An 18829-nucleotide genomic window follows, 5' to 3' on the forward strand; every position below is an offset into this window, starting at 1 on the left:
CACGCCTCACGACGCCTTTACGCGCCGCCGTTCACGGTGCAGGGGACCCCAACGCGAGGACTCGCGCATGACGACCCCCCTGGACAAAGCCCTGCGCCGCGAAGTCACCGTCGACGACAAGGCGTACACCCTGACCATCGACCCGGCCGGCCTGAAGCTGGTCGAGAAGGGGCGCCGCAATGGCGTCGAGCTGCAATGGAAGGATCTGCTCTCCGGCGATGCCGGACTGGCGGCGGCGTTGCAGGCGTCGACCCAGGCCTGACGTCCCGGCGGCTATCGCCGCCCCTTCGCGATCGGCGTAGTCTCATGCCACGGCGTGGGCAGCAGATCGATGAGCGTCAGGACGATTACGGACAATGGGCATTCGCTGACCGTGCAGACGGTCGAGAAGACCGACACCCTCGGCACGACCTATTGGCAGGGTCGCGCGATGTTCCGCGTCGCGGATGCGCGCGCACGCGTCGACGTGGTCACCACCGCGCGCCACGTCAGCCGAGAGAACGCCGAAGAAGCCGCGCTTGCCCTGGCGCGCCGGAATGGCTGGGGCGCAAGCTGAACGATTCAGACAGGCCGTGTCACACGCGTGCTAGTGTCCGGGCCTCTGCTGCATCTCGCAGCCCTTCGCGGTCGGAACCGCACAGGTCCTGACCATGAGATTGAACCTCTATCGCGTAGACGGGGGGTACTTCGTCTGCCCTGCCGGCACGAACATCCCCGCCTCGCACGCCGCCGATCTGCAGGGTCGCGCGCCCGACATGCAGTTCCTGTCGCGCGACACCGCGGGCCGCTCGTTCATCGAAGACCACATGCGCAACAACGGTGCCGTCCTGATGGACGAGCACGTGGCCGGCATCATGCTGGCCGGCTATCCGGCCTGGGAAAAGCGCGCGTTCTGATCCGAACGCGCGTTGCGTCGAGGGCGACCGGTCAGGCCACCTTGCGGGGCGGCGCGATCTCCGCGATCCGATAGCCCGCGCTCTGCACGGTGTGCAGCAGCGGCGTATCGAAGCCTTTGTCGATCGCCTTGCGCAGGTTGTACAGGTGGCTGCGCAGCGTGTCGGATTCGGGCAGTTCGTCGCCCCAGATCTCGCGCTCGATCTCGCGGCGCGTCACCACGCGCGGCGATTCGCGCATCAGGATGTTCAGCAGCTTGGTCGAGACCGGCGACAGCTCCAGCTCCTTGTCGCCCCGGCGGACGCGGTGGCAGGCCGGATCGAACGACAGCTCGCCCACCGTCAGCACCTCGCGCCCCACCTCTTTCCGGTTCCGGCGGATCACCGCATTGAGGCGCGCCTCCAGTTCCTGGGTGGCGAAGGGCTTGGTCAGGTAGTCGTCGACGCCGCGGTCGAGGCCTTCCAGCTTGTCTTCCAGCGCGTCGCGTCCGGTGACCATGATGATCGGCGTCGCCAGGCGCGCGACCTCGCGCAACCCACGCACCACGTCCAGCCCGTCCATGCGCGGCAGATGACCGTCGAGGATGATCGCATCGTAGCGGTTTTCCGCGGCCAGCCGGTAGCCTTCCTCGCCGTCGGCGGCGTAGTCGACTTCCATGCCGCGCGTTTCGAGGTAGGTGCCGACGGTTTCCGCGAGCCCGCGGTTGTCTTCGATGATCAGAATGCTGGCCGAAATGGACACGAGTCCCCCTGGATGCGAGTCAGTGACGTGAACGTGCCTCACGCCGTGTCGTCGGCATGTGAACGCCCCCGCGGGACCACAGGCACAATGCGCGTCGCTGAACGCTACCGAGGGAGTGCGCCGCCAGTGAATCCGCCCCCCGAACTGCTGCGCCGCCTGCTGCGCGCGAAGGACCGCATGGATGCGCATCCCGACCAGGACTGGCCGGTCGAGCGCCTGGCGGAGGCCAGCGCGGTGTCGAAGGCGCACTTCGCCCGCGCGTTCAAGCAGGCGTTCGGGTTACCGCCGCACCGCTACCTGCTCACCCGTCGCATCGAACGCGCCGCGGCGCTGCTGCGCGAGACCGACGCGCCGATCATCGACATCGCGTTGCAGACCGGCTGGACCAGCATCGGCACGTTCGGCCGGATCTTCCGCGACATCCTCGGCGAGAGCCCCGGCGAGTGCCGGCGCCGCGCGCGGGAGCTGATCGACCCGCGGAGCGCGATCCCGGAATGCGTCATGCGTGCGGTGGAGCGCCCGGACCTGAAGACCGCAGTTTCGGAGAAGCGCCGCCAGGCCGGCGACGCTACGGTGGCCACCCCAACAACGGAGGTCCCATGAGCCAGGGTATCGAGGTGATCGGTGTATACGTGCGCGACCAGGACGAAGCGCTGGTCTTCTACGTGGACAAGCTCGGGTTCCGCGTGCAGGCCGATGTGCGCAACGGCAGCTACCGCTGGCTGACGGTGCAGCACCCGGAGCAGCCGTCGGTGCAACTGGGCCTGTTCACCCCCGGCCCGCCCGTCCACGACGCCGCGACGGCCGAGGCGCTCAATGCCCTGGTCGCCAAGGGCGCGATGCCGCCGCTGGTCTTGAAGGTCGCCGACTGCCAGGCCACGTACGCCGCGCTGAGCGCCAAGGGCGTGGAATTCATCCAGGAACCGATCAGCCGCTACGGCCAGGTCGATGCCGGCTTCCGCGACCCGTCCGGCAACGGCTGGAAGATGATCGAACGCCAGCGCAAGGAGACCGCATGAACATCGCGCGCGTCTCGCGGCAGAGCCACCGCTGGCTCTCCCTCGTGTTCACCCTGACGGTGATCCTCAACTTCGCCTGGCGCGCCGCCGCCGGCGGCGAACCGCCGGCCTGGATCACCTACTCGCCCCTGCCACCGCTGTTCCTGCAGCTGTTCACCGGCTTGTACCTGTTCGCCCTTCCCTATCTGGGGCGGGCGCGCGCGGACGCGCAGCCCTGATGCGTGCATGAAAGAAGAAGGCCCCGCATCGCGGGGCCTCCTGCCACGGCATCCAGACTCTCAGCCGTTGCTAACGCTGGTACCCCCCGGCTCCGGAGCGACGGTGCGCGCCTTGCGGCTGAAGCGGTTGGACAGCATCTGGCGCAGCCCTTCCAGGCCCGCGCCCTTGCCGGCCACCTTCAGCACGGCGTAGCCCTCCAGCGAGCCGGCCATCAGATCGCTGCCTAGCGCCATCTCGCTGTCGGCCATGCGTTCGAACAATCGCTGCACGCGGGCCAGGCGCGGCCGCAGGACGTCGAGTGCCTTCAGGTCGGCGAGGTAACCGTCCAGGTCGAAGTTGCGTGGCAACACGCCGCTGTTCTCCGAGAAGACGACCACCGCCTGCCGGCAGAACGCCTCCGACTTGTCGCCCATCTTCATTAGCTGGCGGCGCTCGTCGGGCGACAGGCCGATGAGATTGGCGAACTCGGTGTCCAACACGGCGAGGGCGGCGTCGATGGCATCGAGCGACGCCTGCGGGTAGTCCAATGCGATGCGGTTCTGACTCATGATCACTCCTTGATTCCTTGTCATGGGATGCCGGCCTCACTGGCCGACGACCGCAGCGTAGCGCCCCGCGCACCGATCGTGCGCACCTCGTCCACTAATGGAAAACATGTCACGGCAAGCCGCGAATACTCGCCGGCGACATTCGGAATGTGAGGCTTCGACGAAACCGTGTCGCGCGCGAAGCCCGGACACTCGCCGACGAGCTTCCCGAGGTCGCCCGCGATGATGAAGAGGTTGCCGCCGCAAGCGGTCGATCGTCGCCACCGACTCTCGATGTGAGAGACGCGACACGCAGAGGCTTGCGATCACGTGTCCGATGCTGGGGGCCGGGTCTTTTCGGCTTGCGCGCGAGTCTTTTGAGATTCGCGCGCGACTCGCTGCATGTCGCGCGCGAGGTGCCGGCGTATCAAACGTGGGAATCGGAGTATCGCCGGCGAGTCATCGCGTGTCGCGCTTCAGGCCTGGAGTCTCCGCGGCCACGTTCGCGCGCCGGCTTGCTGACCCCGGCGCAAGGACGGCCAGGCACTGCATTGGGTCCGCGGATCAGGGCGTGGCCGCGCCGGCGGTGTACTGCTCATCGCTTACGTGCTCCATCCAGGTCACCACCTCGCCGTCCAAGGCTTCCTGCAGGGCGATATGGGTCATCGCCGTAGTGGGGGTAGCGCCGTGCCAGTGACGGTGGCCCGGGGGACACCACAGGATGTCGCCCGCATGGATCTCCACGACAGGGCCGCCTTCGCACTGGGTCCAGCCCTTACCGGCGGTGACGACCAGCGTCTGCCCCAGCGGATGGCTATGCCACGCCGTGCGTGCGCCGGGCTCGAACGTCACCGTGGCACCGGTAACCCGCGAGGGCGCAGGTCGTTTGAACGGCATGTCGATCCGGACGTTGCCGGTGAAGTACTCGGGGGAACCCTTGCTGGACGCGAGGGATCCGTTGCGATCGATCTGCATGGGGTGGGCTCCTTCGGGTTGGACGGCACCGGACACGTGGGCCGCCACGGTCATGGAAGCGAGGAACAGCGCGCGCGTCAGCACGCGAGGAATGACAGGCATGGATAACTCCAAGGGGTTTCTGTTGGTGCCGACGGGGACGCCAGGCACACCCGCGTGGACAATCCGCGCGGGGCATGGCGGCGTGCGAGCGCGCACGCGCCTGCGTGCTACCCGCGCGGACGAGACCGCGCCGCCATCAGCGTGGCCATCGCAGCGAGCAACAGCACGCCTGCACTGGCCACGAACGTACTCGCATAGCCGTGCCGGTCGAAGAGCAGCCCGCCCACGATGGATCCCAGGGCGATCGCCGACTGGACGATGGCCACCATCAGGCCACCGCCGGCCTCGGCCTCCTGCGGCATGGCCTCCGCGATCCAGTTCCACCACCCCACCGGGGCGGCGGTGGCCAGCAATCCCCACAGGCCCAGCAGGAGTGCGGCGGCCACGGCTGATGCACCGGCGGGAATCAGGCCCAGGGCGATCACGGCCATCACGACCGGGATGGTGACCAGGGTCAGGAAGAGACCACGACGCAGGAAGCTGCCGATCACCAGCGTGCCGATGACCCCGGCGACACCCATCGTCAACAGCATCAGCGACAACGTGGAAGCATCGACGTGGGTCACCGTCTCCAGGAACGGGCGCAGATACGTGAAGAGCGCGAACTGCCCCATGAAGAACAGGCCACAGGCCGCCATGCCCCAGGCGATGGGACCCCGCCGCAACAGGACGAGGACGTTGCCGGCGTGCGCGCGACGCTCGGCCGGCATCGCCGGCAGACTGATCCACTGCCATGCGAACGTGATGGCCGCGATGGGGATCAGGCAGAAGAACGCACCGCGCCACCCGATCACCGCGCCGAGATAGCTGCCCAACGGCGCGGCCACGACGGTCGCCAGCGCATTGCCGCCGTTGAATACCGCCAGTGCGCGCGGCACGTCGGCACGCGGCACCAGGCGCATCGCCGTGGCGGCGGACATCGACCAGAAGCCGCCGACCACGATGCCGATGAGCGCGCGCCCCACCATGTAGACCGCATAGTTCGGCGCCCATGCGACGACCGCGCCGGAGACGGCCATCAGCGCCGTCAATAGCAACAGCAGGGTCTTCCGGTCGAGCCGGCCGGCGACCCACGACAAGGACAGGCTGGTGAGTACCGCGAAGGCCCCGGAGATCGCGATACCTTGCCCGGCCATGCCCTCGCTGACCTGCAGATCGGCTGCCAACGGCGTCAGCAGGCTCACGGGCATGAACTCCGATGCGATCAGCGCGAACACGCACAGCGTCATCGCGAACACGCCGCCCCAGTGGGCGACGGGCGTGGCGACGGCGTCTTCATGCTCCGTCGCGACCACCTGCGTCATCACGCTGTCCATGCGGCGGATCCGTTGTGTGGACGACCCGGCATGCGGTTCACCCCGCCGCCAGATGACGGGTGAAGAACGCCGCCAGGGCATCGAACGGGATCACGTCCGGACGGTCGTACAGATCGGTGTGGTTCGCGCCGGGAATGATCATGAGCTCCTTCGGCTCCGCCGCGGCGGCGTAGGCGGTTTCGCTGAAGTAGCGCGAGTGCGCCTTCTCGCCGTGGACGAGCAGGATCGGTCGCGGCGAGATCTCGGCGATGTAGGTCAGCAGCGGCGCGTTCATGAACGACATCGGATTGGTCATCGTCCACGCATTGCCGGAGTTGACCGCACGCGGGTGGTAGCCGCGCGGCGTCATGTAGTAGTCGTGGTAGTCGACCATGAACTGCGCTTCGCCGCCCTTGAGCACGTTGTAGGGCGGCTGCGACGCCGGGCTGCCGTTCTCGGCGTCCAGCCAGCGCTGCCGGCCAAGATGCTCCAGCGCCTGCGCACGCTGCTCCCGCGTCATGCTGTCGTTGTACCCGCGCGCGGAGACGCGCGACATGTCGTACATCGTGCTGGCAACGACGGCGCGGATGCGCTTGTCCACCGCCGCGGCGTTCAGGACCATGCCACCCCAGCCGCAAACGCCGATGACGCCGATGCGGTCGCGATCGACGTTGGGCTGCAGGCCGATGAAATCCACCGCCGCGCTGACGTCCTCGGTGTTGATGTCCGGCGAGGCGACGTTGCGGGGGCTTCCGCTACTCTCGCCGGTGTAGGACGGATCGAATGCCAGCGTGACAAAACCGCGCTCGGCCAGCGTCTGCGCGTAGAGGCCGGAAGACTGCTCCTTCACCGCGCCGAACGGTCCACTGACCACGATGGCCGGCGCGCCCGCATCGCGCAGCGCCTTCGGCACGTACAGATCCGCTGCCAATGTGATGCCGTAGCGGTTGGCGAACGTCACCTTGCGGTGATCGACACGATCGCTCTTGGAGAACGTCTTGTCCCATGCCTGCGCGAGAGCAGGCGCGGCGCCTGCACGCGCCGCGCTGCCGGCGGCTGCGGCGAGGGACGGGCCAGCGATGAGCGCGGCCGAGCCGGCCAGTGCGGCGGACTGGATGAACGTCCTGCGGGAGGTCGGGAGCTCGCTGGCGTCACGAGGGGATGTCTTCATGTGCTTCTCCATGGCGCGGCGCTCAGGCGGCGTCCGCGAGGGTGGCGTTGTCGATGACGAAGCGATACTTCACGTCGCCCTTGAGCATGCGTTCGTAGGCGGCATTGATCTCGTCGGCGCGGATCAACTCGATGTCCGCGACGATGCCCTTCTCGGCACAGAAATCGAGCATCTCCTGCGTCTCGGGCAATCCGCCGATGGCCGAGCCGACGATCGATCGACGCTTCAGGATCAGGTTGAACACGCCGGGCGACGGATGCGGCGTGGCGGGTGCGCCAACCAGCACCATCGCGCCATCGCGCTTGAGCAACACCACGAAGGCATCGAGGTCGTGCGGTGCCGCAACGGTGTTGACGATCAGGTCGAAGCTCGTCGCGTGGGCCGCCATCTCAGCGTCGTTGCGCGAGACGACCACCTCGTCGGCACCCAGGTCCAGCGCAGCCTGCCGCTTCGTGTCGGAGGTGGTGAAGGCGACCACATGGGCCCCCATCGCATGGGCCAGCTTGACGCCCATGTGGCCCAGACCTCCAATGCCGACCACGCCGACCTTCTTGCCGGGACCGGCGTTCCAGTGGCGCAGCGGCGAATACGTGGTGATGCCCGCGCACAGCAGCGGGGCCACCGCCGCCAACTGCGCTTCGGGATGCCGCACGCGCAGTACATAGCGCTCATGGACCACGATCTTCTCCGAGTACCCGCCCAGGGTGTGGCCCGGCGCATCGACGGTAGGAGAGTTGTAGGTCAGCACGGTGTGGTCGCAGTAGTTCTCCAGCCCGCTCGCGCAGTCCGCGCAGTGCTGGCAGCTGTCGATCAGGCAGCCCACGCCGACCAGATCGCCCACCGCGAAGCCCGACACCTGCGCACCGAGGGCGGACACCCGGCCCACGATCTCGTGGCCCGGCACGCAGGGGAACAGGGTGCCGGCCCACTCGGCGCGGACCTGATGCAGGTCGGAGTGGCAGACGCCGCAGAACGCGATGTCGATCTGCACATCGTGCGGGCCAGGGGCGCGGCGACTGATGTCCAGGGATTGCAGCGGCTGGTCGCCCGCATGGGCGCCGTAGGCTTTGATGGTCATGGGAAGCTCCGGAACAGGGCACAGGGGAAATGCCCGGCCATTCTGTCGGCCCCGGATTTCTTTGATTAGATGATGGATCCTGATCTTCCCTATTAGTGCAGCTAATGATTCAGCGTGGCAGACTGCCGCCATGGCCAAGCGGAACCTCAATGACCTGCTCGCGTTCGTGACCGTGGCCCGGGAGGGCAGCTTCACGCGCGCCGCCGCGATATTGGGCGTTACCCAGTCCGCATTGAGCCAGGCCATCAAGGCGCTGGAAGCGCGCCTGGACATCCGCCTGCTCACGCGCACCACCCGCAGTGTGTCGCCCACCACGGCCGGCGAACGGCTGCTGCACGCCATCGGGCACCGGTTCGACGAGATCGAAGCCGAGCTGGATGCGATCACCGAACTGCGCGACAAGCCAGCCGGCTCGGTCCGGATCACCTGCGGCGACCACGTGCTGCGGACGGTACTGTTGCCGAAGCTGGTGCCGCTGATGCGCGCCTACCCCGATATCCGCATCGAGTTCGACGTGAACTACGGTTTCAGGGACATCGTCGCCGACCGCTTCGACGCCGGTGTGCGGCTGGGCGAGAGCATCGACCAGGACATGATCGCCATGCCGATCACTCCCGCATTGAGGATGGCCGCGGTGGCCGCGCCGTCGTACTTCGCGGAGCACGCGCCGCCGAAGAAGCCACAGGATCTGACCGGCCACAACGGCATCAACATCCGCTTGCCCACACGTGGCGGACTGTACGTATGGGAGTTCGAGAAAAAGGGCCGCGCGCTCAACGTGCGGGTGGACGGCCAGGGCATCTTCAACACTTCGCCGGCGATCGTGGACGCGGCACTGGCAGGCTTGGGGATCGCTTTCCTGCCGGAAGAGGAGTTCTCACCGCATCTTGCGCAGGGACGGCTCATCCGCGTGCTGGAGGACTGGTGCCCGCCCTTCCCCGGCTATCACCTCTACTACCCCAGCCGCCGACAGCCCTCCCCCGCTTTCACGCTGGTGATGGAAGCGCTGCGCCTTCGTTGAGGGCCCTGCACGCCCCATTTCCTACTTCTTCAGGCCGGCGACCACTTCCCGCACGCTGAGGCCGAGTTCGAGCTGCAGGCGCACGTACTCGCGCTCCTTGCGCGACAGGGCGCGACCCATCTCGATCCGCACGTCTTCTGCTTCGAGGATGCGCAGGATCCGCGGCATCGCCGAACCGATGGCGTCCTGGCCGTAACCGGCTTCGCGCAGCGCCGCCGTCAGTAGGGCTTCGACATCCATGGTGCATCCAGTTGCGGGGAAGGGAGCGCATTGTGCACCCTCCCCGCCTCGCCCGCGGCTCAACGGCAGACCGCGACCGCCTTGGACCGCTGGTCGATGACGACCACGGCGTCCTGCAGCGCATGCGCGCCGATCAGCAACTCCGGGTAGCGCTCCGATATGCGCACTTCGACATCCGTAAGGCGCCGGAAGACACGTGCCCGCCGATGTCATGCAATGGGACGCGGTACCGATGAAGGCCGTTCGCGGTGCGCTAATGATGCTGACCGAACCATGGCCCTTCCGCTGCGGGAAGATAGGGCCAATCCGAGCGGCGCGGCAAATCGGAGCGCGCCGCTTCGGCCTGCTCGGGCGTAAGGAACATGCCACCCAGATCATTGCCGCCGTTGATCGCGTAGAACCTGACATCGGCGTCGACAAGCTGGTCGTTGACGATCTTGAAGAACACATACGTCGCCCTACCCCAGCTGTCGCTCCCCTCCGTCTCGTCCGCGAAGATGACGTACTCATCGTCATCGACGCGGATCGCGTAGCGCGGCGCATCGGGATCGAACAGTTCTTCGATCGCCACCGGCCGGGCGACGTAACGCTTCAGCTCCGGAAGGAGCTGCTCGTAAGCCTCGCCGATCCCGGTTTCCGCGAGGTCTTCGGCATCGAGGATGATCATCGTGTCGTAATCGAGTGTCATGGCAGGCACCTGTGCGCCGCATCCGAGCGGCAGGAGAGAGAGCAGGAACAGCAGAACCTTCTTTGCGGTATTCATCGTGACGGACCTCTTTGACGATCAGACCGGCGTCGTTTACCACTTCCCGAAGAAGGACGAGATGTCGAAGTAGATCTTCTTTTCTTCACCCGACGGCAGCTGGATCGTGATGAGATCCATCGGGACCTTGCCCATCAGCAAGGCCTGGGACTTCACTTCCGCACCGGGATAGTTCTTTTGCAGCCACTGTCGCTCGGCCTGGATGCTACGGACCCGCACGGCGGATTCGGCCGTCAGTCCGCCGCCTTGGGCACTGTCGGCGCTTTCCCGACCGGCAGGCGTCGATTGGCACGCTGCAAGCAGCAGGGCGAGTACCACCACGATCAGAACGCGCTGCATGTGACCTCCCGTTTGAACATCCACGACCACGCTTTCAGGACGCGTCCAATGAGGCGCCATACCGATATCGATAGATCAGACGCCGGATGCCGGCGTTGCCAACCACCAGCCACAGTCCGATCACCAACTCCGCGAGCGTGGCGAACACACTGGCCACCTGATCATGGGACCACTCGAAGTAGACCGCCGGGACCTGCCGGGTGCGGATTAACAGCGTGAGCCAATAGATCGCATCCACCACCCCATAGGCCAGCACCCAGATGCCGATCAGCGTCAGGCCGACGGACAGCGCCAGCGATGCATCCATGGGCGGTTCGGTGCGCGGCTCGCGCATCACGGGCAAGAGCCTGCGCGCGATGCTCAGCGGAAAGAACCAGAGCAGCACGCAGATGAGGGCGCCCGACAGGAGGCCCAGCGCATTGAAGATCGCCCACGCCCTGCCCTGATCGCCCGTGGCGAAAAACTGGACGACACCCGGCACCTGCTTGATCACGCCAAGGAACAGGAAAACCGAGAAAAGCCGGACCGCGATGGCGACAAAATCCTCTCTACTCAGCATGCTGTCCTCGTTGATTCCATCGAATGCTTCATCCTCGTGCCTTCAGCACCCCATCGGCGGCAGGAAGGCCAGCGTCGTGACCTCCACCCACGTGCCCTTGCGCAGCACGTCCACGCGCACCCGCACCGTGCTGATCGCCACATAAGGCGACACCGACACCCGCGCATCGGGGTTGTCGAGTTCGGGGAGCCAGCCATCGGCGATGGTCGGGTCGCCCTGCTTGGCCGCATGCGCATGCACCGCGGCGTCGAGTTCCTTGCGTGTGTATTTCGGGAAGCAGCTCTGCTGCTCCGATGACGGCGTTGGCAGGACGAAGGTCACCGCATCGACCGCCTGCGACGGCAGCCACGCCGACGTGCAATGCTTCCAGTCGATCAGGTCCAGGTGCGGACCTTCCGCGCCCAGGGCGAGGCTGGTCTCGAACTGCACGCGCACACGGTACGTCTCGCCCGCCTGCGCAGGCTGCAATTGCAGCGTTGCACCGTAGACCTCATCGCCCAGTTCCAGCGGCACCGTCAGCGACGCGGGTACCGTGCCCTCGTGCTTCCACCCCTGGAACGCATACTCGCCGTCGACGGACGGCAGCACGCGGATGCCGGACAGCCCCTGTGCCTGCGCCCACAGCGGCGCGCACAGCAGCGCGATCGCGAACAGAAGGCGCGCCCAGCGCGACCGGACTCCCTGTATCCCCTTCATCCCTGCTCCCCTTTGGGGCGCCGACATCCCCGGAGCGATGGTAGCGCGATCCACAACGGCCGGCCGTCGCACGCGGCGCCGTGGGCGGGTTAGGATGCGGCCGGGCCCGGGAGGGGATGACCGGCCCATACGACGATGACCCGACGTCTGGCCGCCTGCGGAGGGCCGCCATGCTGCGCAGCCTTTTCCTGACGGTCCTGCTGTTGGTAGTCGGCGTGCCCCTGGGCGCGCTGCCGGCGCATGCGCTGGATCCCGGCGCCGGCATCGGCCAGCTCAAGCACAGCCGCTGGATGGCAGACGACGGCGTACCGCTGGGCATCTATGCGTTGGCGCAGACGCCGGACGGTTTCCTGTGGATCGGCAGCGACGCCGGACTGCACCGCTTCGACGGCGTGCGCTTCGACGCCGACGCGGGGCCGGACGGTGCGCTTCGCAACGAGCCCGTATCGGCCCTCATGGCCGCGCGCAACGGCGACCTCTGGATCGGCTACCAGTCCGGCCGCATGGCGGTGTTGCGGGACGGGAAACTGCTGGACCGGTCCACGCCCGACAGTGATCGCTGGGTGTTCCATCTCTTCGAAGACCGGACCGGCGCGGTATGGGCAATCACGGGCAACTCCGGCCATCCCCTCATGCGGTACCACGGCAGTCGCTGGGAAGACATCGACGCGGCATGGGGCTTCGCTGCGGATTTCGTCTGGTCGATCACCGAGTCCGGCGACGGCCGCCTATGGCTGGACGCAGGCACGGATATCAAGGTGCTGGACCCGGGCGCACGTCGCTTCCGCAGCAGCGGTAGCCGCGTCGAGAGCCGCATCGATTCGGGCGACAACTTCGACCTGGTGCCCGATCCCGCGGGACGCATCTGGCTGTCCAGCCCCTTCTCGGGTACGCGTCGCCTGCCGGAGGTGTCGGACACCGAACGCGCAACGCTGGCAGCGTCCACCGTCCCGGTGGCCTCGCCCGGCCATTTCTATCGCCGCGCCCTGTTCGACCGTGACGGTGCGCTGTGGGGCGCCACGTATTCGGCAGGCATCTACCGGATCGCCAGGCCTGCCGGCCTGTACGCCGGCGAACAGCCCGTGGAGGAGAGCTTTGCCGCCAAGGACGGCCTGTCCTCCGACCGCGCGCAAGCGATCCTCGAAGACCGTGAGGGCAACATCTGGGTAGGTACCAGCACAGGCCTGGATCGCTTTCGTCCTGCCAACATCCGCCCCGCCGCCGGCGTTCCGCCCCATTCGCCGCTGGGCTACCTGCTGATGGGCGCGCGGGACGGCAGCGTCTATGCCGCCGACTCGGACAGCCTGTTCCGCATTCCGCCGGGGGGGGAAGCGACGCGCCTGCTCGAAGGCTTGGCCAATCCGCAGGCGCTCTGCGAAGACGCGTCGGGCACGGTCTGGCTGAAGACCGGCGATGCCCTGCTGCGGCGCGTCGGTGAACGCTTCGAACCCGTGCCGCTGCCGGACAAGCGCCGTTCCGCCCTGGACTGCGTCATCACGGCGGACGGACGGATGTGGTTCAACCGCGTGCAGGGCGGACTGACGCGTTATGAAGCCGGCGCATGGATCGACCCGCTGCCGGCGGATCCGCGCGGGCCGTTGAGAATACCGACGATGATCGCGATGTCCGGCGGCGGACTGCTGGCGTACGTGCGCTCGCAAGGCCTGATGGTGATCGATCCACCCGCGATGCGCATGCTGTGGAAGCATGCCGACATTCCCGGTGGCGAGGTGACCCTGCTGCACCGCCTGGGCAGCGACGTCATCGTGGCCAGCCTCGGCGGGCTGGCCCGCCTGCGCGAGGGCAAGGTGACGATCCTGCGGCGCACCGACGCCTGGCTGCTGGGCATCACCGGCATCGCGGAGAGTCGCGACGGTCACGTCTGGCTGCAATCGCGCTCGAGCATCGCCCGCCTGCGCAGGGACGTGTTCCTGCGCAGCTTCGATGATCCGGCGTTGGCCGTGGAGGTGGAACTGCTGGATTTCGAGGATGGCCTGCGCGCGCCCGCCGCACCGGGGTATGCGCGCAACAGCGCGGTGACGGGCGGCGACGGCAGGCTGTGGTTCGTGACGACCGACGGCGTGGCGCAGATCCAGCCGACGCAGTTGGCGCGCAACCCGGTGCCGCCGCCGGTGCGGATCGTCGGCCTGGCCTACGGATCGCAGCGATTGCGGGATCCGACATCGGCCACGCTGCCTGCGGGGGTGTCGCGCATCGAGATCGACTACACCGCCCTGAGCCTGAGCGTTCCCAGCCGCGTGCGGTTCCGCTTCCGGCTCGAAGGCGTGGATGATGACTGGGTCAATGCCGGGCATCGGCGCCAGGCGTTCTACACCAACCTCGATCCCGGGCAGTACCGCTTCCGCGTGATCGCGGCGAACGACAGCGGCGTGTGGAACGAAGAAGGCGCAACGCTGGCGTTCGTCGTGCCGCCGACGTTCCTGCAATCGATCTGGTTCAAGGCCCTGCTGGTGCTCGCCGTGGCGGTGCTGTTGTGGGGCCTGTACGCACTGCGCTTGCGCTACGAAACCGCGCGCTTGCGCGATCGTTTCCAGGGACAGATCGCCGAACGCACCCGTATCGCGCGCGAGCTGCACGATACGCTGCTGCAGGAATTCCAGGCGCTCACGTTGCGCTTCCAGGGTGCCGTGGACGGCCTGCGCACCGACGCGCGCACGCACGATGCACTGACCCGGGCGCTGGATCGCGCCGACGAGGCGCTGAAGGCCGGCCGCGAGCGCGTGCACGACCTGCGCGCGCCGCACACCGGCGACCACCTGCCCGCCGCCCTGCAGGACACGGCCAGATACCTGATCGATGACGGCGCGTTGGATCTGCAGGTGTCCGTGGAAGGCACGCCACGGCTGCTGGTCGATACCGCGGCTGAAGAAGTGCGGCGTATCGCGGAAGAGGCGCTGCGCAACGTGATGCGGCATGCGCAGGCGCGGAACGCGTGCATCGTGCTCGCCTATCGCGCGGAGGGGCTGTCGATGACGATTCGCGACGACGGCGTCGGACTCCGCGCCGACGCGGACGGCGACGGCGATCACTTCGGCTGCGCCGGCATGCGCGAACGCGCGCACCAGCTCGGCGGGCGGCTTGATATCGGCAATGCGCCGGCGGGCGGTACCGTCGTCGAGCTGTTCGTTCCTGCCCGGCATCTCTACCGCCGGCGCCACGCGGGCTTCTGGCGATGGCTGGTGCGGCGTGATGCCGCGCCCACGGACGACGTCCGTTGAGTCGCCGGCGGCCTGCCACCGGCTGAACACCCCGCCACCGGCATGCGTTGCTTCACGGAAGCGTGACTGCGGCCGACCTATGGTCGAAAAAAAGCAGAGGCATTCCGATGACGATGATCAGACTGCGGGCCACCGGCACGCGCACCGGCTTCGATGCGCTGGTCGCAGCGCTGCACGGCGTGGATGGCGTGGAGCGCGTGGAAGAACTCGCGGACCTGATGCCGCACATGGACGACGAGGATTCCAGTTCCGCCGGGTTGACCGACGACCGCGGCGGCGACCTGCATGCGCTGGAGGTGGAAGCGGCCTCGCCCTACGCCGACACGGTGCGCGAGACGGCGGACGACATCGCGGCGCGCTACGGCCTCGTGCTCGAGTTCGTCGACGAGTTCTGAGGCCGCGTGGCGGGCCTGCACTACACCACCGATACCCTGCCCGGCCTGCGCCGGCAGCGGCGTGGGCGCGGGTTCGTCTACCTGGACGCGCGCGGGCGTGCCGTGCACGCGCAGACCACACTGGATCGCATCCGCCTGCTGGCCATTCCGCCGGCCTACACCGACGTATGGATCTGCGCCGATGCGCGCGGCCACCTGCAGGCCACCGGACGCGACGCGCGCGGGCGCAAGCAGTACCGCTACCACCGCGACTGGCAGGCCGAACGTGGCGCCCGCAAGTACGACCGACTGGTCGCCTTCGCCGATGCCCTGCCGCGGCTGCGCCGCCGCATCCGCGCCGATCTCGCGTTGCCAGGATTCCCGCGCGACAAGGTCGTCGCGCTGGTGCTCGCCCTGCTCGGCCAGACCTTGCTGCGCGTGGGCAACGCCAGCTACGAGAAGGACAACGGTTCCTACGGCCTCACCACGCTGCGCAACGTGCACGCGCACTTCATCGCCGGCAGCGAGGTGCGCTTCGCCTTCCGCGGCAAGGGTGGCAAGCCGATCGAATCGCGGGTCAGCGATGCGCGCCTGGTGCGGCTGGTGCGCGGTTGCCGCCAACTCCCCGGGCAGGCGCTGTTCCAGTACCGCGAGGGCGACACCGTGCAGCGGATCAGCTCCGGCGACGTCAATGCCTATCTGCAGGACGTGATGGGCGGGCCGTTCACCGCGAAGGATTTCCGCACCTGGGGCGCCACCCTGTTCGCCTTCCGCACGCTGGCGGCGACAGCGGTGCCCGAGACCGACACGGCCCGGCAGCAGGCGCGCATGGAGGTGCTGCGCCACACCGCCGCCATCCTCGGCAACACACCGCGCATCTGCGAACGCTGCTACGTGGACCCGCGCGTGTTCGAAGGTTGGGAAGACGGTCGCGTGCAGCGCGCCAGCGCGCGGGCGCGCGGGCAGCGGCAGTGGGAACAGGCGGCGATCCGTTTCCTCCGGCGTGCGCGCCGAGGGTCATGAGCGTGCGCGGCGCTTCTTCACGGGCGCGGCCGGTGCCTGCAACGCGGACAGTGCCTCGCTCACGCTCGCCAGATCCTGGCGCCGGCGCGTGTAGTCGCCCCAGGGATGCGCGCCCAGGCGGCTCATGCGGCGCGGCGCGGTGGACAGCGTGTAGGCGTCGCCGCCCTTGATGCGGCCCAGTTCGTCCCATCGCAGCGGCATGGCCACCGGTGCGCCATCGCGCGCGCGCAGCGAAAACGACGCCACGCTGGTGGCACCGCGGCCGTTGCGCAGGTAGTCGATGAAGATCTTGCCCTTGCGGAACTTCTTCGTCGCCGTGGCGACATAAGCCAGCGGTTCGGAGGCGGCCATCGATTCGGCGAAGGCATGCGCGAAGTCCTTCACCTGCGGCCACGGACACGCCGGTTTCAGCGGTACGACCACGTGCAGGCCCTTGCCGCCCGAGGTGCGGACGTACGATGCCAGGCCGAGTGCGCGCAGGCGCTTGCGCACCAGGCGCGCCGCTTCGACCACGTGCGGCCACGGCACGTCGGGACCCGGGTCGAGATCGAAGACGATGCGGTCGGCGGCGTCCGGGGCATCGGCCTGCGCGCCCCAGGGATGGAATTCGAGCGCGTTGAATTGCACCAGTTCCAGCAACCCGGCTTCATCGCGCACCACCAGGTAGTGGGCGGAGGTTCCGCCCTCTTCCGCCAGCGGCACCGCGTCGACGCGATCCATGCCCGGTGTGTGGTGTTTCTGGAAGAAGCACGGGCGCCCCGCACCCTGAGGGCAGCGCACGATGGACAACGGACGCTCGCGGATCTCCGGCAGCAGCCAGCGGGCCATCGCGCGGTAGTAGTCGAACACCTGTTGCTTGGTGATACCGCTGTCGGGGAAGACGACGCGTTCGGGATGGGTCGGTTCGATCGTGGACGGCGTCGCGCGGCCGCGCGGAGGTGCAGGCATGGCGGTATCTCCGGCGGGCGTGCGGGATTCGCGCAGATCGCTTGCGCGCTTGTCGCGGCGGATCGTCTTCAGCGACGGTTGCCGCAGCAGGCCCTGGTTGCCGCGTCCGTGATGGAACACCTCGGCGACCAGGCGTGGCGCGACCCAGCGCGCCCGGCGCAGCTCCGGATCGTCGACCTCGACGTGCGCGGTAGGCGTGGCGCGCGCACCCTTGGCCAATTGCGTGGACAGCGTGTCGAGCAGCGCATCGCTGAAACCGGTGCCCACGCGGCCGGCGTATCGCCAGCCCTTGTCGCCATCGGGCGTGGCCAGCAGCAGTGCGCCCAAGCCGCTGCGGCTGCCTTTCGGCGCCGTGAACCCGACCACGGCGAACTCTTCGGCATCGCGTTGCTTGATCTTGCGCCACGCATCGCCGCGCCCGGCGTGGTATGGCGCATCCGCGCGCTTGGCGATGATGCCTTCGAGGCCACGCGCGAGCGCCATCTTCAGCGCCTCGTCGCCGCGGCCGACGATGTGCGAGCTGTAGACCAGGCGATCGGGCGGCGACTTGAGGATTTCCGCCAGCAGCGCCTTGCGCTGGTATTGCGGGCTGCCCGCGATGTCCACGCCGTCGACCTGCAGGATGTCGAACAGTACGTACGACAGCGTGGCGTTCTTCTCGCCGGACAGCGTGGCCTGCAGCAACCCGAAGTCTTCCTGCCGCCCGGCACCGGCGACCAGTTCGCCATCGAGCACGGCATCTTCAAGGTGCAGCGCTTCCAGCGCGGCGACGATCTCCGGCGCCTTGTCGGTCCACTCGCGTTCGTTGCGCGACCACAGGCGCACGCGGCCGCGGCGGATCTCAGCGATCAGGCGATAGCCGTCCCATTTGGCTTCGTGCAGCCAGTCGTCGCCGGGCGGCACCTGCTGCTGCAGCTTGGCCAACTGCGGCGCACGGAACGCGGGGCGATGCGAGGTGGCGCGCGCGCCGTCGAGCCGCGCGGCGCGGCGGGCCCAGCGTTCCGGTGCAGCGGGCGCGTGCGCGTTGCGGGTCGCGCTGCGTCGTCGGCGCGCGGGCCGTGCGCCCGGCGGCGGCGCGACGTCGTCCAGCAGGTCGTCGGCCTCCTGCGGGCCGGCGAAACCGTCGCGCGCCTTGTACAGCAGCCACTGCGGCTGGCGCGCCGGCGTATGCGTGCGCACCAGGTGCCAACCGCCCTTCAGCTTTTCGCCGAACATGCGGAAACGCAGGTGCCCTTTCGCGAGTTGCGCCTCGGCATCGCCATCCGTGGTCCAGAGGCCGCGATCGAACGTGGCGACGTGCCCGCCGCCGTACTGGCCCTTCGGGATGTCGCCCTCGAAGGCCGCGTAGTCCACCGGATGGTCTTCGACCTCGGCCGCCAACCGCTTCACACTCGGATCGAAACTGGGGCCCTTCGGCACCGCCCAGCTCTTGAGCGTATCGCCCACCTGCAGGCGGAAGTCGTAATGGCGATGGCTGGCGTGGTGCAGCTGGACGACGAAGATCGGCCGATGTCCAGGCGCGCGCTGCGTGTCAGCCGACGGTTCGGGCGTGCGGTCGAATCGGCGCTTGCGACGGTATTCCTGCAGGCTCATGGCGGGTCCTCGG

At 68.0% G+C, this 18829-nt stretch carries 22 protein-coding genes; 10 read left to right on the top strand and 12 right to left on the bottom strand.

What is annotated here, in order from left to right; all coding sequences use genetic code 11:
- Window positions 1–67: 67 nt before the first annotated feature.
- The 3 genes from ACSION_RS13365 (at window position 68) to ACSION_RS13375 (ending at window position 896) form a co-directional block, all read left to right on the top strand.
- On the top strand, window positions 68–262 hold the full coding sequence (locus ACSION_RS13365; protein WP_435306289.1) for a hypothetical protein: 195 nt from the start codon (window positions 68–70) through the stop codon (window positions 260–262).
- A gap of 69 nt (window positions 263–331) precedes the next feature.
- Window positions 332–556 (top strand): hypothetical protein, encoded by a 225-nt coding sequence (locus ACSION_RS13370; RefSeq protein WP_435306290.1) that lies wholly within the window; start codon window positions 332–334, stop codon window positions 554–556.
- A 94-nt stretch (window positions 557–650) separates the two neighbouring features.
- Window positions 651–896 carry a hypothetical protein gene (locus ACSION_RS13375; RefSeq protein WP_435306291.1) on the top strand — a complete coding sequence of 82 codons (246 nt, stop codon included), beginning with the start codon at window positions 651–653 and terminating at the stop codon, window positions 894–896.
- Between the two features lie 31 nt (window positions 897–927).
- On the opposite strand, the gene ACSION_RS13380 is transcribed toward ACSION_RS13375, so the two are convergent.
- Entirely contained in the window at window positions 928–1635 is a 708-nt protein-coding gene (locus ACSION_RS13380; protein ID WP_435306292.1) for a response regulator transcription factor, read from the bottom strand.
- A 126-nt stretch (window positions 1636–1761) separates the two neighbouring features.
- On the opposite strand from ACSION_RS13380, the gene ACSION_RS13385 reads away from it, so the two are divergent.
- Genes ACSION_RS13385 through ACSION_RS13395 form a run of 3 tightly spaced genes read left to right on the top strand, consistent with a single transcriptional unit; the run spans window position 1762 to window position 2872 of the window.
- The gene (locus ACSION_RS13385; protein ID WP_435306293.1) at window positions 1762–2238 is read left to right on the top strand and encodes a helix-turn-helix domain-containing protein; all 477 of its coding nucleotides are present in this window, start codon (window positions 1762–1764) and stop codon (window positions 2236–2238) included.
- Complete coding sequence (locus tag ACSION_RS13390; RefSeq protein WP_435306294.1) at window positions 2235–2654, top strand: VOC family protein; 420 nt, start codon at window positions 2235–2237, stop codon at window positions 2652–2654. The genes ACSION_RS13385 and ACSION_RS13390 overlap by 4 nt, the downstream gene beginning before the upstream one ends.
- A complete protein-coding gene (locus ACSION_RS13395) occupies window positions 2651–2872 on the top strand; it encodes a hypothetical protein (RefSeq protein ID WP_435306295.1) in 222 nt (73 codons plus the stop codon). The genes ACSION_RS13390 and ACSION_RS13395 overlap by 4 nt, the downstream gene beginning before the upstream one ends.
- A 60-nt stretch (window positions 2873–2932) precedes the next feature.
- Here ACSION_RS13395 and ACSION_RS13400 read toward each other — a convergent pair whose 3' ends face one another.
- The 5 genes from ACSION_RS13400 to ACSION_RS13420 form a co-directional block, all read right to left on the bottom strand.
- Window positions 2933–3421: a hypothetical protein gene (locus ACSION_RS13400; RefSeq protein ID WP_435306296.1), complete on the bottom strand. Its 489-nt coding sequence runs from the start codon at window positions 3419–3421 to the stop codon at window positions 2933–2935.
- A 543-nt stretch (window positions 3422–3964) separates the two neighbouring features.
- Complete coding sequence (locus ACSION_RS13405; protein WP_435306297.1) at window positions 3965–4477, bottom strand: (R)-mandelonitrile lyase; 513 nt, start codon at window positions 4475–4477, stop codon at window positions 3965–3967.
- A 107-nt stretch (window positions 4478–4584) separates the two neighbouring features.
- Entirely contained in the window at window positions 4585–5793 is a 1209-nt protein-coding gene (locus ACSION_RS13410) for an MFS transporter (RefSeq protein WP_435306298.1), read from the bottom strand.
- A 37-nt stretch (window positions 5794–5830) separates the two neighbouring features.
- The gene (locus ACSION_RS13415; RefSeq protein ID WP_435306299.1) at window positions 5831–6943 is read right to left on the bottom strand and encodes an alpha/beta hydrolase; all 1113 of its coding nucleotides are present in this window, start codon (window positions 6941–6943) and stop codon (window positions 5831–5833) included.
- A gap of 22 nt (window positions 6944–6965) precedes the next feature.
- Window positions 6966–8021, bottom strand: a complete 1056-nt coding sequence (locus ACSION_RS13420) for an NAD(P)-dependent alcohol dehydrogenase (RefSeq protein WP_435306300.1) — start codon at window positions 8019–8021, stop codon at window positions 6966–6968.
- A 130-nt stretch (window positions 8022–8151) separates the two neighbouring features.
- On the opposite strand from ACSION_RS13420, the gene ACSION_RS13425 reads away from it, so the two are divergent.
- Window positions 8152–9042: a LysR family transcriptional regulator gene (locus tag ACSION_RS13425; protein WP_435306301.1), complete on the top strand. Its 891-nt coding sequence runs from the start codon at window positions 8152–8154 to the stop codon at window positions 9040–9042.
- A gap of 21 nt (window positions 9043–9063) precedes the next feature.
- Here ACSION_RS13425 and ACSION_RS13430 read toward each other — a convergent pair whose 3' ends face one another.
- From ACSION_RS13430 to ACSION_RS13450, 5 genes are all read right to left on the bottom strand, one after another.
- On the bottom strand, window positions 9064–9282 hold the full coding sequence (locus ACSION_RS13430) for a polyprenyl synthetase (protein ID WP_435306302.1): 219 nt from the start codon (window positions 9280–9282) through the stop codon (window positions 9064–9066).
- 253 nt (window positions 9283–9535) lie between these two features.
- Window positions 9536–10045, bottom strand: coding sequence for a hypothetical protein (locus tag ACSION_RS13435; protein WP_435306303.1), 510 nt, complete (start codon window positions 10043–10045; stop codon window positions 9536–9538).
- A 36-nt stretch (window positions 10046–10081) separates the two neighbouring features.
- Window positions 10082–10384 (bottom strand): hypothetical protein, encoded by a 303-nt coding sequence (locus tag ACSION_RS13440; protein ID WP_435306304.1) that lies wholly within the window; start codon window positions 10382–10384, stop codon window positions 10082–10084.
- Between the two features lie 34 nt (window positions 10385–10418).
- Window positions 10419–10943 carry a hypothetical protein gene (locus tag ACSION_RS13445; protein WP_435306305.1) on the bottom strand — a complete coding sequence of 175 codons (525 nt, stop codon included), beginning with the start codon at window positions 10941–10943 and terminating at the stop codon, window positions 10419–10421.
- A 42-nt stretch (window positions 10944–10985) separates the two neighbouring features.
- Window positions 10986–11639: a hypothetical protein gene (locus tag ACSION_RS13450; protein ID WP_435306306.1), complete on the bottom strand. Its 654-nt coding sequence runs from the start codon at window positions 11637–11639 to the stop codon at window positions 10986–10988.
- Between the two features lie 170 nt (window positions 11640–11809).
- Between ACSION_RS13450 and ACSION_RS13455 the strand changes: the two genes are divergently transcribed.
- The 3 genes from ACSION_RS13455 to ACSION_RS13465 all read left to right on the top strand — a co-directional run bounded on the left by ACSION_RS13455 (window position 11810) and on the right by ACSION_RS13465 (window position 16275).
- Window positions 11810–14878, top strand: a complete 3069-nt coding sequence (locus tag ACSION_RS13455; protein ID WP_435306307.1) for a sensor histidine kinase — start codon at window positions 11810–11812, stop codon at window positions 14876–14878.
- Window positions 14879–14985: 107 nt separating this feature from the next.
- Complete coding sequence (locus ACSION_RS13460; RefSeq protein ID WP_435306308.1) at window positions 14986–15273, top strand: hypothetical protein; 288 nt, start codon at window positions 14986–14988, stop codon at window positions 15271–15273.
- A gap of 6 nt (window positions 15274–15279) precedes the next feature.
- Window positions 15280–16275, top strand: a complete 996-nt coding sequence (locus ACSION_RS13465; protein WP_435306309.1) for a DNA topoisomerase IB — start codon at window positions 15280–15282, stop codon at window positions 16273–16275.
- Here the strand turns inward: ACSION_RS13465 and ligD are convergent.
- Window positions 16270–18816: a DNA ligase D gene (gene ligD / locus ACSION_RS13470; RefSeq protein WP_435306310.1), complete on the bottom strand. Its 2547-nt coding sequence runs from the start codon at window positions 18814–18816 to the stop codon at window positions 16270–16272. The genes ACSION_RS13465 and ligD overlap by 6 nt on opposite strands.
- Window positions 18817–18829 lie beyond the last annotated feature (13 nt).

The organism is Pseudoxanthomonas sp. LjRoot125, from assembly GCF_964252705.1.
In the GTDB taxonomy this organism is placed as follows: domain Bacteria; phylum Pseudomonadota; class Gammaproteobacteria; order Xanthomonadales; family Xanthomonadaceae; genus Pseudoxanthomonas_A.

Coding starts and splice junctions, on each gene's coding strand:
- ACSION_RS13365 (WP_435306289.1), top strand. CDS start 68: ATGACGACCCCCCTGGACAAAGCCCTGCGCCGCGAAGTCACCGTCGAC.
- ACSION_RS13405 (WP_435306297.1), bottom strand. CDS start 4,477: ATGCCTGTCATTCCTCGCGTGCTGACGCGCGCGCTGTTCCTCGCTTCC.
- ACSION_RS13400 (WP_435306296.1), bottom strand. CDS start 3,421: ATGAGTCAGAACCGCATCGCATTGGACTACCCGCAGGCGTCGCTCGAT.
- ACSION_RS13370 (WP_435306290.1), top strand. CDS start 332: ATGAGCGTCAGGACGATTACGGACAATGGGCATTCGCTGACCGTGCAG.
- ACSION_RS13415 (WP_435306299.1), bottom strand. CDS start 6,943: ATGAAGACATCCCCTCGTGACGCCAGCGAGCTCCCGACCTCCCGCAGG.
- ACSION_RS13375 (WP_435306291.1), top strand. CDS start 651: ATGAGATTGAACCTCTATCGCGTAGACGGGGGGTACTTCGTCTGCCCT.
- ACSION_RS13410 (WP_435306298.1), bottom strand. CDS start 5,793: ATGGACAGCGTGATGACGCAGGTGGTCGCGACGGAGCATGAAGACGCC.
- ACSION_RS13460 (WP_435306308.1), top strand. CDS start 14,986: ATGACGATGATCAGACTGCGGGCCACCGGCACGCGCACCGGCTTCGAT.
- ACSION_RS13450 (WP_435306306.1), bottom strand. CDS start 11,639: ATGAAGGGGATACAGGGAGTCCGGTCGCGCTGGGCGCGCCTTCTGTTC.
- ACSION_RS13440 (WP_435306304.1), bottom strand. CDS start 10,384: ATGCAGCGCGTTCTGATCGTGGTGGTACTCGCCCTGCTGCTTGCAGCG.
- ligD (WP_435306310.1), bottom strand. CDS start 18,816: ATGAGCCTGCAGGAATACCGTCGCAAGCGCCGATTCGACCGCACGCCC.
- ACSION_RS13455 (WP_435306307.1), top strand. CDS start 11,810: ATGCTGCGCAGCCTTTTCCTGACGGTCCTGCTGTTGGTAGTCGGCGTG.
- ACSION_RS13445 (WP_435306305.1), bottom strand. CDS start 10,943: ATGCTGAGTAGAGAGGATTTTGTCGCCATCGCGGTCCGGCTTTTCTCG.
- ACSION_RS13390 (WP_435306294.1), top strand. CDS start 2,235: ATGAGCCAGGGTATCGAGGTGATCGGTGTATACGTGCGCGACCAGGAC.
- ACSION_RS13435 (WP_435306303.1), bottom strand. CDS start 10,045: ATGAATACCGCAAAGAAGGTTCTGCTGTTCCTGCTCTCTCTCCTGCCG.
- ACSION_RS13395 (WP_435306295.1), top strand. CDS start 2,651: ATGAACATCGCGCGCGTCTCGCGGCAGAGCCACCGCTGGCTCTCCCTC.
- ACSION_RS13430 (WP_435306302.1), bottom strand. CDS start 9,282: ATGGATGTCGAAGCCCTACTGACGGCGGCGCTGCGCGAAGCCGGTTAC.
- ACSION_RS13420 (WP_435306300.1), bottom strand. CDS start 8,021: ATGACCATCAAAGCCTACGGCGCCCATGCGGGCGACCAGCCGCTGCAA.
- ACSION_RS13425 (WP_435306301.1), top strand. CDS start 8,152: ATGGCCAAGCGGAACCTCAATGACCTGCTCGCGTTCGTGACCGTGGCC.